This window comes from Cupriavidus sp. OTU4054 (genome assembly GCF_038440175.1).
In the GTDB taxonomy this organism is placed as follows: domain Bacteria; phylum Pseudomonadota; class Gammaproteobacteria; order Burkholderiales; family Burkholderiaceae; genus Cupriavidus; species Cupriavidus pauculus_D.
In genome coordinates, this window is sequence record NZ_JASATF010000007.1 from 71,064 (window position 1) to 86,236 (window position 15,173).

A 15,173-nucleotide genomic window follows, 5' to 3' on the forward strand; every position below is an offset into this window, starting at 1 on the left:
ATCCAGCAACGACGCATATCGAAGAGGGGTTATGTCATGGTGAGCGGAATCTATTTCGCGCTGGTGAGCGGCATTGCCGCGCGTGCGCATCTGCCGCGCTACGCGCAGGCGGTGTTCGAAGCGGACTGGCATCAGGCCTACGCGCTGGTGGCCGATGCCGCCGATGGCGACGAGCGCCAGCTGGGCGCCAGCGCGGTGGCGCGGCTCCAGGCCTTGTCGGATGCGCTGGCGCTGCGCGACCTCGACGAGGAAGCGGAGCAGGGCTACGCCCGCGCGCAGCGCGTCTGCCGCGATGCGGAGCAGTTGCGGCTCGTCTCGTGCCGCAATACGGGCTGGCAGGCGTTCAAGCGCAACCGTACGAGCCTCGCGCGCAATTGCTTCACGCGCATCATGCATGACGATGCGGCGAGCAGCGCGGAACGAACCGAAGCGGCGATCGCACTGGCGCTGATCGATCATCAGCTGGGCCATCAGCGCGCGGCGGAACATGCCATCGCCCAGGCGCGCCTGAGCGCGGCCCAGGCCGACGACCCGCTGTGGGCCGAACTCGTGGAACTGCTCGCGCTCGACATCGGCATCCAGCTGAGCATTCGCTGGTCGCCGGGCCTGGCCGACCATGTGTTCTGGCAGTCGGTGCGCGCGGCCGCGCCGGCATCGGCGCTGGGATCGCTGCCGCAGGACGTGGCGGTCGCCGCCTCGCTGCGCGGTATCGCCAGCGGACCATGGTCGCTTACGCTGATGTCGCGCCACGCGTCCTACCTCACCGAACTGGCGGCCACGGCCGCCGGCGATGGCGACGCGGCACGCATGCTGCCCACGCGCATGGACGCGCTCTCGCTGCCCGAACGCACGGTCGTGCACGCGCATATGCGCATCGATTCGCTGATCGCCGCGCTCGGCGGCGGGTTTTCGCTGCTGACGGACCGGCTGTACAGCACGCTGGACAAGCGTGGCGACAGCGCGGGCGCCGTGCGCGGGCACCTCGATCTGCTCTACGCGAGCGGCAAGGTCGCGGCGCTGCGCGGGCAGGTGGCCTCGGCGCTCGACCTGTGGACCGTCTACTCGCAGGAAGCGCTTCACCGGCTGCGTACCGAGGTCATCTCGATGCGCGCGCAGGATCCGCGCGCCGATGCCTCCGCGCAGGCGCGCGCGGATGATATCGCGGGACGGCTGCCGGCCAAGTATCGCCGTGCGTATCTGTATATCGTCGAGAACATCGGCCACAGCACGCTGACCACACGCGAAGTGGCCGCGCATATCGACGTGACCGAGCGCGCGCTGCAAATGGAGTTCAAGCGTTCGCTGGGCATGTCGCCCAGCGCGCTGATCCGCCAGTTGCGTCTGGAGGGCGTGCGTGGCGAGCTGCTCGACGACACGCGCACGCATGCCACCGTGCTCGACACGGCCAGCCGCTGGGGCTTTACGAGCCGTTCCTCGCTGCTGAAGAACTACCGCCGCCAATTCCACGAATCGCCGTCAGAGACCATCCATGGCTAACCGAACTCGCAGCAATGCCTCTCGCGCGCGCCGGCCGCTGCGCACCGCCGCCGTGGGCGCGATCATCGGCCTGCAGGCCATGACCGCGACGTTCGCGCCCGCGGCGCTCGCGGCGCCTATTCCATGGCGCTCGAGCAATATCAGCTATGTGGCGGACCGCAAGGACATCCAGGACGTGCTGCGCGACATCAGTGCCAGCGCGGGCGTGGCCGTGCAGATCTCGCCGAAGGTCAAGGGCACGGTGAGCGGACGGTTCGATACGCGGCCCCAGCTGATGCTCGAGCGCATGGCCGCGACGTTTGGCTTTATCTGGTACTACGATGGCGCGGTGCTGCGCATCTACAGCGCGGATGAAGTCGTCTCGACGACGATCGGCCTGTCCGCGGCATCGACGTCCTCGCTGCGCCGTTCGCTGTCGAAGCTGCAGATCGAGGATCCGCGGTTCCCGATCCGCTTCGATGACGATGCGCGCACGGCCGTGGTGTCCGGGCCGCCGCGCTATGTCGAACTCGTCAACGACGTGGCGAAGCTCGTGGATCAGAACCACGTGGATCAGCAGCATGGGCAGGCCGTGCGCGTGTTCCCGCTGCGCTATGCCTGGGCGGCCGATCACAAGGTGACGGTCGATGGCCAGTCGATCACGATTCGCGGCGTGGCCAATATGCTGCGCGATCTCTATCAGCCCGATGGCGGGCAGATCGGCTCGCAGACGGCGCCGCAGTCCGATGCGCGGCGTCTGCGCAATGTCGCGGAGACCGATAGCGGTTCGCCCGGCGGGGGCAGCCGCTCGCGCCTGCCGGAGGCGCAGAATGGCTGGATCATCGGGCTACCCGGGTTGATGGGCGGCGGGGGGCCGGCCGGGGCCAACGCGCCGCTGCCCGGCGGTGTCGCGCCGGACGGTGGCGGCGCGCCCGCGCCGCGCCGTGGCGGGCGGCTGACGGACGTCTATCCGGAAGATCGGCCGATCATTCAGGCGGATCCGCGCACGAACTCCATCCTCGTTCGCGGCAGGCCCGATCGCATGGCGTCGTTCCAGTCGCTGATCGAGTCGCTCGACGTGCGGCCGGCCGTGCTGGAGATCGACGCGAACATCATCGAGATTACCGACAATGCGCTGCAGCAGCTGGGGGTCGATTGGCGCGCGCATAGCGGGCATATCGACTTTGCGATCGGCAACGGGCAAAACGCGCAGGCCGGTTATCCGGGGTCGCTCAATCCGAACGGCTATGGCAATCCGAACGATCGCGACCGCGAGGGCAATTCGCTGTTGCCGACCACGCCGGTCGGCGGTGTGTTCACGGCGGTGCTCGGCGGGGCGGGGAAGTACCTGCTGTCGCGCATCAGTGCATTGGCACAGACCGATCAGGCCACGTTGAACGCGAGTCCCAAGGTTGCCACGCTCGATAACGTGGAGGCCGTGATGGACAACAAGCAAACGTTCTACGTGCCGGTGTCGGGCTATCAGTCGGCGGACCTGTATGGCATTTCGGCGGGCGTGTCGCTGCGTGTGCTGCCGATGATCGTGCCCGGCTCCGACAATGCGGGCACGCCGTCGCAGATCCGGCTCAACGTGCATATCGAGGACGGGCAGCTGACGTCGCAGACCGTGAGCAATCTGCCTGTGGTGTCCAACAGCACGATCGATACGCAGGCGCTGATCTCGGAGGGCGAGAGCCTGCTGATCGCGGGGTACACCGCGGTGCAGGATCAGCGGCAGGAAACCGGGGTGCCGGGGCTGTCGAAGATTCCCTGGATCGGGGGGCTGTTTCGGTACCGCAATCATTCGGGGCAGAAGTTCCAGCGGCTGTTCTTGGTAACGCCGCGCATCCTGCGCGCGCCGAGTCCGGCGGACCTCGATGGCGACACGACTGGCGGGCCGGTGGGGATCGTCGGGGCGTTGCCCGCGGTTCCGACGGTTGCGCGGGAGGTGAGGGCGGTAGCGGGAGTACGCAATGTCGCGGCGCAGCGGGCGCCGCTGCCGATGCTGCCGGCAAGGCCGCCCCAGCTGGCCGAGCTGGGCCACGGGTACCAACCGTCCCAGCCGGGCCAGCCCGCCCAGTCGGCCCCGCCAGCCCAGCCAGCCCAGCCAGCCCAGCCAACCTGGCCGGACCAGTCGGCCCAGCCGGCCCAGCCAGCCCAATTGGCCCAATCGGCCCAATCGGCCCAGCCGGCCCAGTTGGCTCAGTTGGCTCGGTCGGCCCAGTTGGCCCAGTCGGCCCAGTCGGCCCAGTCGGGGCAGTTGGCTCGGTCGGCCCGGTTGTCCGAGTCGGCCCGGTTGGCCCAAACGGCGCGGTTGGCTCAATCGGCGCGGTTGGCCGAGTCGGCTCGGTTGAGCCAGTCGGCCTCGGTGGGCCAGTCGGCCCCGTCCGGCCAGTCGGCACCCCTGGCACCGCCCCCGACCGCACCGGCCCCGCCCGTAGCGGCCGTGCCACCCACGCCGCCCGTGGCCTCGCCCCCCTCGCTGGTGGCGGCAGGCGGCGCCTGATGGCAAAACGCCCGGCATGGCCGGGCGTTGTCCCCCGTCACTCGTCGCTGTCAGGATCGGGCGGCTTGTTCTTGCGTGCCTGCGAGATGATCATCTGGCCGACCTGCAGCACCAGCTGCGTCATCGCGCTGTTGAGCACCGACGGATCGGTGCTGCCGCCCGAGCCGTCGTTTGGGTTGCCATTATTAGGACCATTCGGACCATTTGGGCCATTCGGCCCGTTAGGACCATTGGGCCCGGAGTTATGACCGGAGTTATGCCCACCGGCCGGCGGCGACGGTGGCGGCGGGGGCGAATGGGACCCGCCACTAGGGATTTTTGCCATGGATATGGGTGGTGATGACATGACGTGGATGGAGTCCCCACACTAGAAGCCCCTCGCGCGCGGCGCGAGCGCGCCTGCGAACCGACGATGGCCACGGCGAAGCGATTCGCGTGCGGACGCTGCGTTTCGCATCCGGCCCCGCACGCCACGGGACGATTCCCATAATCCTCTCCGAGCCCCGGCGCGCGCCGGCGTCATTCATGTCAGCTTATCGAGAGGCAACGATGGACCTTCGAATCACCGCGGAACGCCCAGATGCGACCCTGCCGCCCACCTCGGTGGACGAACCCCCCGCCGATACCACCGCAATCGACGATCAGGTCGGCGCGCTGTTCCGCACGCCGCAGGCGCCGGGCCGCATCCTGCTGCCGGTGCAGGGCAACGCGCCGCAGATGCTCCCGACTCCGGTCGGCACGGTCTTGCCGCTGTCCCAGCATGGCCCGGTGCAATTCGTCTCGCTACAGCGCGACCCCACCCTCGTCGCGGCGGGCCTCGAAGACCCGGCCGACCTGCCGATCGACCTGTCCGAGTACGGCGTCAGTCCGCCCGTCACGCTGCCCGTGGTGCGCGAGACCCTGCCCGTGCACGTCAGCACGGGCTTCGTCATTCCGCCCGACAACAAGACACTGGAAACGCCGCCCGACCTGACCCCCGTTCCCGACCGGTTGCCCGTGAACGCCGTCGAGACGCCGCCGGTGGAGCAACCGCCGGAGCCACCGCCCCAGGAGCCGCCCCCGCCCCCGACATTCGGCGAGGGCACACGCACGGTGTACAACTGGATGAAGACCGATCCGTCGATGCAGGGCAAGATGCTCAGCTATGACGACGTGGTGGCGCTGGCCAACAACGAGAACGCGCCGCCCGACCTGCGCGCAGCGGCGCAGGCGATGACCGCCGATGGCGGCGCGACATTCAAGGACAAGCTCGGCGGCAAGGACAATATCGCCGACACCAAGGACTTCGCCAAGTTCATCGCCAACGACGACACCACGCCGCTGAGCGACGCCGATATCCAGACCGTCGCGGTGCTGGGCCGCCACCAGAAGGACCTGCCGAAGAACGAGAAGGACATCCAGGCCAAGATCGACGATCCGAAGACCCCCGACGACCTGCGCCAGGCACTGCAGCAGATGCAGAAGAACCCGTCGCTGATCGCGATGATCGACGCCGGCAAGAACGGCAAGGTCGATGGCAAGTTCTCCGGGAAGGATATCGAGCGGCTGACGGAGCGCCGCGGCGAAATCCGCGAGTTCAACCAGCAGCAGGCGGCGATCTTCGTCGACAACTACATCCCGTCCGACGAGACCGAGGAAAATCCGAAACCGCGTCCGATGACGGGCAACGACGCGATGCGCGAGCTGTATCGCTACTCGGACTATTTGCCGAAGCACATCTCGCGCGAGACGCTCGAGGACATCGTCAACGGCACGGGCAACATGGGCAAGATGCCGCCGCAGGTCATCGCGGCCGCGCAGTACATGCTCCAGCATCCGGATGCCTGGTCGCAGGTCGCGCCCAACGGCTCGATCTCGCGCGGCCATCTGTGCGATGCCATCGCGCAGGACATCAACCTGAACCCCGACGAACGCGAGACCATCAAGACGCTGCAGGACAATCGCAGCACGTTCTTCGGCGACGGAACGATGAACCGCGAGAAGCTGCAGAAGATCGCGAACGATCCGAACGCGAGCGAGGCCGTCAAGAAGGCCGCCAATCAGCTGCTCAACGATCCGCTGCTGTTCGGCATGCTCGACAACGGCAAGCGCGGCCACTCGGGCGACCCGCTCCATGCGGCCGATGACGGCAAGATCAGCGGCGATGACCTCGACAAGTTCGTCGGCAGGCTCAAGACCAAGGACCAGCCGCCTCCCGAGATCCCGCCCTCGCACGAGCCCACCACGCCGGAAGCCCAGGCCGCGACCTATGCGATGCAGGCCGGCATCCAGGATCAGCCCGAGGAGAAGAAGTCCAAGGGCGGCGGCTTCATGAAGTTCCTGCAGGGCGTGCTCAAGGTGTTCTCCAAGATCGTCGAGATCGTCGGACAGATCGTCAGCGCGGTGGTCAAGATCATCCCGGGCGTGGGCAACCTCATCGCGGGCGCCATCTCTGTCGGCTCGAGCTTTATCTCGGGCCAGCTGAAGGTGGCATCGGTCGCGGCCGGCGGCGGCAGCAAGGAGGAGATCCGGGCGGCCGAGAAGGAGGCCGGCCTGGACCTCGCGGGCGCCGCCATCAGCGGCATCGGCGTGCCGGGCATGGGCGCCGTGGTCAGGGGCGGCGTCAATGTGGCCGAACACGCCATCGAGGCGGGCGCCACGCGCACGGTCAAGGAAGTCCTGCCCGAAGCCATCAAGGACACCGCGAAGGACCAGGTCACCGACGCGGCGTACAACGAGGCCGACAAGGCGTATCACAAGGCCGTCAACGGCTGACGATCACGCCTCCGCCCTTCCTGTTCGAGATGAGGCGAGCCGGGCCATGTGCCCGGCTTTTTGTCATGTCGGCACCGCTACTTTGTATTCCTTTGGAAACATGGCATCGTGGTTTTGATTAAACGATAATGATTTGCATTTATAATTCGGCGCTTCCATCACATTGTTACGCCGAATGACGCAATGCAGCCCCGCCACCGCCTGAGTCCCGCCGCCCTCGCATGCCTCTCCCTTCTTGCCTCCGCCGCGTACGCCGCCGACGACGGCAAGGTCCTGCCCTCGGTCACGGTCAGTGCCGACGCGGCCGCCGATACCGATATCGGCTTCGCCACCCGCCGCGCCGCGGGGGTGACCAAGTCCAACGAGTCCGCGGCGGATACCCCGCAGTCGGTCACCGTCATCACGCGCGACCTGATGGACAGCCAGCAGTCGCAGACGCTGAGCGACGTGCTCTGGAATTCGGCCGGCGTTTCCGCCAACACGTTCGGCCGCCGCGGCTGGGACGACTTCATCATCCGCGGCCAGCGCGCGTCGGAATCGATCTTTGCCGACGCGCTGCTCGTGGACAGCAACAACCGCGTCGCCCAGGAGACGTTCGGCGCGGAGCGGGTGGAAGTGCTGAAGGGCCCGGCCTCGATCCTCTTTGGACAGGTCCAGCCGGGCGGACTGGTGAACCTCGTCACCAAGCGCCCGCGCCCCGAACTGTTCGGCGAACTGGGCGTCACCGTGGGCAACTACGGCCTGCGGCAGGTGACCGCCGACGTGGGCACGCCGCTCAAGCCCGACAGCAAGGCCGCGTTCCGCCTGACCGCGCTCGCGATGAACAGCGACGATGCCACGGACTACGTCTGGTACCGCAATCGTTATATCGCGCCATCGCTGACGCTTGATTTCGGCGAGCGCACCGATTTCACGATCCTGCTCAGCCATAACGAGCGCCACTACGTGCGGCAGCAGGGGCTGCCGGTCAATGGCACGATCACGCCGAACATCAACGGCGTGGTGCCCAACTCGCGCTTTATCGGCGAACCGGGCGCGCAGCCCTACGATGGCGAGCAGAACCGCGTCGGTTACGCGCTGACCCACCGGTTCGACTCGGGCTGGACCGTCAATCAGAACCTGCGCTACCAGACGTCCTCGCTCACCGGCACGTTCGTCACGGCCGGCACCATGGCCGTGAACGGCCAGACCCTGAATCGCAGCGGCACGCAGCAGGACTTCTCGGGCGACTCGTTCGGCGTGGACACCAATGTCCAGAAGACGTTCGCGTTTGCGGGTCACCAGCACAGCCTCACGTTCGGCATCGACTATCGGCACACGAAGGAAGACCGGCTGCAGAAGACCTGCCGCGTAGCGGCGTTGAATGTCTACTTCCCCGTCTACGGTGCCGCCATCAACTGCCCGACGAACTTCAACACCGACAGTACCGACTCGCTGAATGCACTCGGCCTGTACTTCCGCGACCAGATCCGGATTGCCGAGCGCTGGACCGTGACCGGCGGCGTGCGTTATGAATCGGCGCGCTCGGCGAGCGCCAATCACCTGGCGAACACGCGCACCGATAACGACGACAAGGCCGTGACGGGCAGCGCGGCCGCGATGTACGACCTGACGCATTGGGCCCGCCCGTACGTCAGCTATGCGACGTCGTTCCTGCCGAACGTCGGCACCGACGTGAACAACGCCACGTTCAAGCCGGAGAAGGGCAGGCAGGTGGAGGTGGGCGTGAAATTCGACATGCCGGGCAAGACGGGCCTGTTGACGCTGGCGGCGTTCGACCTGACGCGCAAGAACGTGCTGACGTCGGACCCCGTCAATATCGGGTTCAGTTCGGCGGTGGGGGAACAGCGCTCGCGCGGATTCGAGGCGGAGCTGACGCAGGATCTCGGCAACGGACTCAGCATCATCGGCGCCTACGCCTATATCGCCAGCGAAGTCACGGAGGACACGGTCGCGGCCAACGTCGGCAAGCCGCTCAATGCGGTACCGCGCCACAGCTTCTCGCTATGGACCCAGTACCGCTTCCGCGGCGCGCTGGCGGGCTGGTGGGCGGGCGTCGGCGCGCGCGGGGAAAGCGCCAAGCGGGGCTACAGCTTCAGCTATACGGTGCCCGGCTATGCGGTCGCCGACCTGGGCGTCGGCTACACCGCGAGCCACTGGCGCGCGGCCTTCAACGTGAAGAACGTCTTCGACAAGGCGTACTACGCGGGCGGCCTCAACAACAACGTGCTGCCGGTGGGCAACCCGCGCGTGGCCATGCTGAACGTGGTCGTCAACTACTGATCGCCCCTAACCAGCAAGCATACCCTGCGCATGTGCCGGCAATGTTTGCATGCAATCGCCTCATCCGCTTTTGGAAACAAAATGTAAGCGGATGTTTTTTATCACTTTCAGGTCGATTTCGCGCTTTGCCGTGCCTTCGTTAAATCTCGCACGATCGTGCGGATGCGGAATTTCCAATCTGGGGCGTGTGTCATGCAAGTTACGCACCGATCCCCGCACGTTAGCGGCACGTGCCCCGCAGCGGGCACGCCATGGTGCAACCGTGAATCCGCGTTTACTTACAGTTTTGCAAAAGATGGTGATGAACCGCGCCCGCAAGTTACTTATCATCGGCCTCGCATTTAAGTCTGTGTTTAGCCGTCTTAAGCCGTTCAGCCGTTCACCAACAATAATGCCGCCATCGCCACTTCCGTTGACAGGGAGGGCGCGCTCGTAGCGGGAGCGCGGCGGCATCAGGTTCAACTAGAAGGGGAAATCCTCCGTGAAACTCGCCTTGCTCACCCGGAATCAGGCCGTGCGGCAGACCATCGCGGCCTTCTCGACAATGGAAACCGACTGGAATCCATCGTATTTCCATGACAGGCTGGATCTGTTGCGCCATCTGGCGTCGCGGGAGGCCATCGACGTCGTCGTGATCGATGCGGACTTCGATCTCGAAGCGGTCAGCCGCATCGCTTCCTGGCGCGCGTGCCATGCGCGCAGCGACTACGCGATTCTCGTGATCGGACAGTTCCCGCAGCGCGACGCGATGGCGCGCGCGTTTGCGATGGGCGGGGACGACATTGCGGTGGGACCCTTCCACGTGGAAGAGCTGCATGCGCGCACCGCGCACTGCGTGGCGCGGCTGCGCGAACGGAGCCGGCAGGTCACGCATGTGGAAATCGGCGACTATCTGCTGGACCGGCCCTCGCAGACGGCGCTGCTGCGCGGACAGAACGTGGGACTCACCGCGCGGGAGTTCGCGCTGGCGTGGCTGTTCTTCTCGCTGCCCGGGGCATTGCTGACGCGGCCGCGCATTGCGATGGACATCTGGGGCCAGCCGCCCGAGCAGGTTTCCCGCGCGCTGGAGCAGCATATCTACAAGGTGCGCCGCAAGCTCTGCCTCGATGGCGAAGCGGGCTTCAAGCTCAAGGCCGTGTACGGAGGGGGCTACCGGCTGGACGCCACGCTGAGCACGCGGGCATCGGATGCGATGGGCTCGCTGACGTCGCTGGACGTGCAGGGGGCCATGCGGGGCGCCATGCAGGGCGCGTAGCGAGCGCCCGATCGCAACAGGGGAGCAGGCCTACTGCGCGCCAGTGTCGTGCCCCCACCGCCGCAGCACGGCCTGGACTTTGGCGGCATACCCGTCGCGCAGCGCCGGCGTGGCCGAGTGATAGGCCCCCACGGCGGCCCAGGTATTGCCATAGCGATCCACCTGCTTGCGCAGGTGCCACGCGGCCACATACACGTTCTTGCAAGGCTCCATGAGCGTCGAGGCATCGACGCCGTACTCGGACAGCTTGCGCAGGTGAATCGAGTTCACCTGCATCACTCCGTAATCGATCGAACCGTTCTGGTTCACATTGCGCGCGTCGGGACGATTGCGCGACTCCACCCAGGCGATGGCTCGCAGCACGTGCGGATTGACGTGATGGTACGCGGCTGCCTCGTCGAAGCAGTCCGCGCGCGCGGCAGGGCTTGCTGCCAGCGCGATCAGGGGCAGGAGTAACCGGGACGGGCGGAACAAGTCGAATCTCCGGATCAGAAACAGGGCGAGGGTAATCACTCCGCCCACGCCGCCGCGATGGTCGATTCGCCGCCAGCGCATGCGCTTCGCATGTCCCGTCTTCGTGCATCGGTTCTCGCACGACCCAATTTCGCGCACGCCGCGCACCAAAACCCATCGCTCCGCTGCCTCCGCCAAGGGGAAACCCCAGTTTTATCGTTGGCACGATGTGTGCAATATGATTGCTAAACAATACGTAGTAATTGCAATGCAATACCTAAGGCAAGCATGAACCTCGACGACTACCGTAACCTCGACGGCCTGGCGATGGCCGAACTGCTGGAGAAGGGCGAGACCACCTCGCATGCGCTGACGCGCTGCGCGATCGACCTCGCCGAAGCGTGGGACCCCACGCTGAATGCCATTACCTATCCGCGCTATGAAGAATCGCTGGACATCGCGCGGGACTGGCAGCCGCGCGGCGCGTTCCGCGGCATTCCGTTCCTGCTCAAGGACTCGGGCTTCGCCCACCGCCGTTTTCCATCGAGCATCGGCTCGCGCCTGTTCGACGACACGGTCTATCCGTTCGATGCGACCGTGGCCGGCCGCTTCGAGGCGGCCGGACTGATCCCCTTTGCGCGCTCGACCGTGTCGGAGCTGTGCATGGGCGCCTCCACCGAAGCCCGCCGCAACGGCGCGCCGACGCGCAATCCGTGGGACCTCGGCCGTTCCGTGGGCGGGTCGAGCGGCGGCGCGGCCGCGGCCGTGGCCGCGCGCATCGTGCCGGTCGCGCACGGCAGCGACGGTGGCGGCTCCATCCGCATACCCGCCGCGTGCTGCGGTGTCTACGGCCTGAAGCCGTCGCGTGGCCGGGTGCCGATGGGTCCCGCGCGCGGCGAAGGGTGGGGCGGCATGGCCTCCGATGGCGTACTCAGCGTGACCGTGCGCGATACCGCCGCGGCAATGGATGCGATCGGCGGCTACGAGCCGGGCGCCCCCTATGCGTCGCCGCCGCAGCCGGAGCCGTATCTCGAGGTGGTCCGCCGCGCGCAGCGGCTCGACGATGCAACGGCCGTAACGGGAGGTGCGGGTGATTTGGGCAAGGGCAGGCTGCGCATCGGCATCCTGCGCGAGGGCTGGAACGGCATTGGCATCGCGCCCGAATGCGATGCGGCCGTGACGCATGCCGCCAGGCTGCTGGCGTCGCTGGGCCACGACGTCGCCGAGGCGCGCCTGCCCGTGCTCGACTACTCGGGCTTCGTGATCGCGCACGGCAATATCCTCGCGACCAATGTGGCGCTGGCCGTGGATACGAAGCTCAAGGCCCTGGACCGGGCGATGCGCGACGACGATATCGAACCGGTGCTGGCCAAGGCGTACGTCATCGGCAAGGGCCTCGACGCCGCGACCTACGTCGACGCGGTGCAGCGCCTGCACGCGATCGGCCGCGCCTTCGCGGCCGCCATGCGCGACTACGACCTCCTGCTCACGCCCACGCTGACGACGCTGCCCGCCGAACTCGGCTACCTCGCGCTCGACGTCGATCTGCCGTTCCGCGAGTTCCGCGAACGCGCCGCGGGCTACGCGACGTTCCTCGCCGTCATCAACGCGGCGGGGCTGCCGGCTGCGAGCCTGCCCCTGTCGTGGACCGACGCGGGCTTGCCCGTGGCCACGCAGCTGATCGGCCATTTCGGTCGCGAGGACATGGTGCTCGCCGTGTCCGCGCAGCTCGAGGCGCTGGCCCCGTGGTCGCAGCGCAAACCGACGCTCGCCGGCTAAGGTCCGGCTCTTGCATCGACGCCCCCAATCACACGTTTTTGCTACCAAAGGACACCGGCATGAAACCGTTCACCTCCACTGTCTCCCGCTGGCTGGCGCCGCTCGTGCTGCCCATCGCAACGGCAATGGTCACGGCAATCGCCACCGCACCGGCCGCCACGACCGCGCACGCGCAGGCGCCGACGACGGCCCGCATCGTGCTGCACGCGCCGTTGCGCGTGCTCGACCCCGTGCTGACCAACGCGTATATCACGCGCAATCACGGCTATCTCGTCTATGACACGCTGTTCGCGATGGACGCCGCGGGCAAGCCGCAGCCGCAGATGGTGGAGGCGTGGAAGGTCTCGCCCGATCAGCTGACGTATACCTTCACGCTGCGCAAGGGGCTGAAGTTCCATGACGGATCGGCGGTGACCGCGGACGACGTGGTGGCCTCGCTCAAGCGCTGGGGCGATCGCGATCCGATGGGCCAGCGGCTGATGGCGGCGATGGACAAGATGGAGGCCAGCGGCGCCGATACGGTCCAGATGCGACTCAAGCATCCGTTCGGCCTGATGCTGGACGCGCTGGCCAAGCCCGGTTCGCCGGTGCCGTTCATCATGCCCAGGCGGATTGCCGCCGCGCCCGCATCGCAGGCCATTACCGAAGTCGTGGGCTCGGGCCCGTACAAGTTCGTGCCCGGCGACTTCCAGCCCGGCGTCAAGGCCACGTACGTGAAGTTCGCCGACTATGTGCCGCGCAAGGACGCGCCGTCCGCGTTTGCCGGTGCGAAGGTGGCGCTCGTCGACCGCATCGAACTCGTCAATATTTCCGACGCGCAGACCGCGATCAACGCGCTGCGCAGCGGCGAGGTGGACTTCGTCGAGGACGTGCCGCCGGACCTGATGCCGCAGCTGGAGGGCGTCAAGGCCGTCGCGCTCAAGCCGTATGGCAAGAACAGCAACGCCTTTACGATGCGCATGAACTGGCACCAGCCCCCGTTCAACAACGTCAAGGTCCGCCGCGCGGCGCTGGCCGCGCTGAGCGAGGTCGATTACCTCGACGCGCAGATCGGCGACGCCAATGTCTACCAGATCTGCGGCGCGGTACTGACCTGCGTGTCGCCGTATGCCTCGGAAGAGGGGGCCACGCAGACGAAGAAGCCGGACCTCGCGCGCGCGAAGGCGCTGCTCAAGGAAAGCGGCTACGACGGGACCAAGGTCGTGATCCTGCATCCGACGGATCTGCCGATCCTGTCCAGCTTTGCCTCCGTCACCGCGCAATCGCTGAAGCAGGCCGGCTTCAATGTGGAAATCCAGTCGATGGACTGGGCCACGCTGCTGGCCCGCCGCACGAAGAAGGAACCGGTGGCGCAGGGCGGCTGGAGCATCTTCCATTCGAGCTTCAGCAGCCTGGACCTGCTGAGCCCCGTGATCAACCCGAACCTCGATGGCCGCGGCGAAGCGGGCTATGTGGGCTGGTCGCGGAACGAGGAGATGGAGAAGCTGCGCGACCAGTTCGCTGGAGAGAGCGATATGGCCAAACGCAAGCAGATCGCCGCGTCCATCCAGAAGCTCAGCTACGACCAGGTGTTCTTCGTGCCGCTGGGCGGGTATTCGAAGTACAAGGGTTACAGCAAGCGCCTGGCCAACATGGTCGATGCGCCGCTGCCGCTGTTCTGGGCCGCGAAGCCCTGACGCCATGGACGCTTGCAGCCAAGGAGGCAGACCATGCTAGACATCGTCATCAAGCGGCTGATCTCGACCATCCCGGTCATGCTGATCGTGGCCACGCTCGTGTTCCTGCTGTTGCGGCTCGCGCCCGGCGACCCCGCGCGCGTGATTGCCGGCGATATGGCGAGCGAGGACACGATCGCGCAGATCCGCACCGAAATGGGCCTCGACCAGTCGGTTGGCACGCAGTACGTGCGCTGGCTCGGCGCGCTGGCGCAGGGGGACCTCGGGCACTCGGTGCTGTCCAGGCAGCCCGTGGCCACGCTGATCGCCGCGCGGCTCGGCCCCACGTTCTCGCTCGCGGGCGGCGCCATCCTGCTTACGGTGGTGCTGGCCATTCCGTTCGGCGTGCTCGCCGCATGGCGGCATCGGCGACTGGCGGACCGCGGCATCATGGCCGGCGCGGTGCTCGCGTTTTCCGTGCCCGCGTTCGTGGTCGGCTATCTGCTGATCCTTGTGTTCTCGGTCAAGCTGAACTGGCTGCCCGTGCAGGGCTACACGCCCGTGGCCGAAGGGTTTGGCGACTACCTGGCGCATCTGGTGCTGCCCGTCATCACGCTGGCCACGATCTTCGTGGCGCTGATCACGCGCATTACGCGGGCCAGCCTGCTGGACGTGCTTGGCGAGGATTTCGTGCGCACCGCGCGCGCCAAGGGCGTGACCGAACGCTACGTGCTGTTCCGCCATGCGCTGCGCAACGCCGCCATCCCGATCGTGACGGTCGTGGGCGTGGCGCTGACCACGCTGATCAGCGGCGTGGTGGTCACGGAAACGGTGTTCAACATCTCGGGCGTCGGTCGGCTCATCGTCGATGCGGTGCTCGCGCGCGACTATCCGGTGGTGCAGGGCACGATCCTGTTCTTCTCGTTCCTGTACGTGTTCATCAACCTGCTGATCGACATCGCCTACGTGGTGCTCGATCCGCGCATCCGCTACTGACGTGGTGGACGGAGCC

General features: G+C 66.8%; 10 protein-coding genes. 8 read left to right on the forward strand and 2 right to left on the reverse strand.

All coding sequences use genetic code 11. The annotated features are described in order from the left end of the window. Nucleotides 1-36: 36 nt before the first annotated feature. The 4 genes from AAHB16_RS10940 (at nt 37) to AAHB16_RS10955 (ending at nt 9,019) form a co-directional block, all read left to right on the forward strand. Nucleotides 37-1,497: a helix-turn-helix transcriptional regulator gene (locus AAHB16_RS10940; protein WP_150377244.1), complete on the forward strand. Its 1,461-nt coding sequence runs from the start codon at nt 37-39 to the stop codon at nt 1,495-1,497. Beyond that, a complete protein-coding gene (sctC, locus tag AAHB16_RS10945) occupies nt 1,490-3,982 on the forward strand; it encodes a type III secretion system outer membrane ring subunit SctC (RefSeq protein WP_342050853.1) in 2,493 nt (830 codons plus the stop codon). The genes AAHB16_RS10940 and sctC overlap by 8 nt, the downstream gene beginning before the upstream one ends. Nucleotides 3,983-4,531: 549 nt before the next feature. Continuing rightward, nucleotides 4,532-6,736: an HrpF/NolX family T3SS translocon protein gene (locus AAHB16_RS10950; protein WP_342050854.1), complete on the forward strand. Its 2,205-nt coding sequence runs from the start codon at nt 4,532-4,534 to the stop codon at nt 6,734-6,736. A gap of 183 nt (nt 6,737-6,919) precedes the next feature. Next, on the forward strand, nt 6,920-9,019 hold the full coding sequence (locus AAHB16_RS10955) for a TonB-dependent siderophore receptor (protein WP_342050855.1): 2,100 nt from the start codon (nt 6,920-6,922) through the stop codon (nt 9,017-9,019). Nucleotides 9,020-9,079: 60 nt separating this feature from the next. On the opposite strand, the gene AAHB16_RS10960 is transcribed toward AAHB16_RS10955, so the two are convergent. Further along, on the reverse strand, nt 9,080-9,481 hold the full coding sequence (locus tag AAHB16_RS10960; RefSeq protein WP_150374168.1) for a hypothetical protein: 402 nt from the start codon (nt 9,479-9,481) through the stop codon (nt 9,080-9,082). Between the two features lie 19 nt (nt 9,482-9,500). Between AAHB16_RS10960 and AAHB16_RS10965 the strand changes: the two genes are divergently transcribed. Further along, entirely contained in the window at nt 9,501-10,274 is a 774-nt protein-coding gene (locus AAHB16_RS10965; RefSeq protein WP_150374169.1) for a response regulator transcription factor, read from the forward strand. A gap of 30 nt (nt 10,275-10,304) precedes the next feature. On the opposite strand, the gene AAHB16_RS10970 is transcribed toward AAHB16_RS10965, so the two are convergent. Further along, complete coding sequence (locus AAHB16_RS10970; protein WP_223851675.1) at nt 10,305-10,748, reverse strand: lytic transglycosylase domain-containing protein; 444 nt, start codon at nt 10,746-10,748, stop codon at nt 10,305-10,307. A 267-nt stretch (nt 10,749-11,015) separates the two neighbouring features. On the opposite strand from AAHB16_RS10970, the gene AAHB16_RS10975 reads away from it, so the two are divergent. The 3 genes from AAHB16_RS10975 to AAHB16_RS10985 are packed head-to-tail and all read left to right on the forward strand — an operon-like array spanning nt 11,016 to nt 15,157. Beyond that, nucleotides 11,016-12,506 (forward strand): amidase, encoded by a 1,491-nt coding sequence (locus AAHB16_RS10975; RefSeq protein ID WP_342050856.1) that lies wholly within the window; start codon nt 11,016-11,018, stop codon nt 12,504-12,506. A 59-nt stretch (nt 12,507-12,565) separates the two neighbouring features. Next, on the forward strand, nt 12,566-14,182 hold the full coding sequence (locus tag AAHB16_RS10980; protein WP_342050857.1) for an ABC transporter substrate-binding protein: 1,617 nt from the start codon (nt 12,566-12,568) through the stop codon (nt 14,180-14,182). A 33-nt stretch (nt 14,183-14,215) separates the two neighbouring features. Next, nucleotides 14,216-15,157 (forward strand): ABC transporter permease, encoded by a 942-nt coding sequence (locus tag AAHB16_RS10985; protein WP_342050858.1) that lies wholly within the window; start codon nt 14,216-14,218, stop codon nt 15,155-15,157. Nucleotides 15,158-15,173 lie beyond the last annotated feature (16 nt).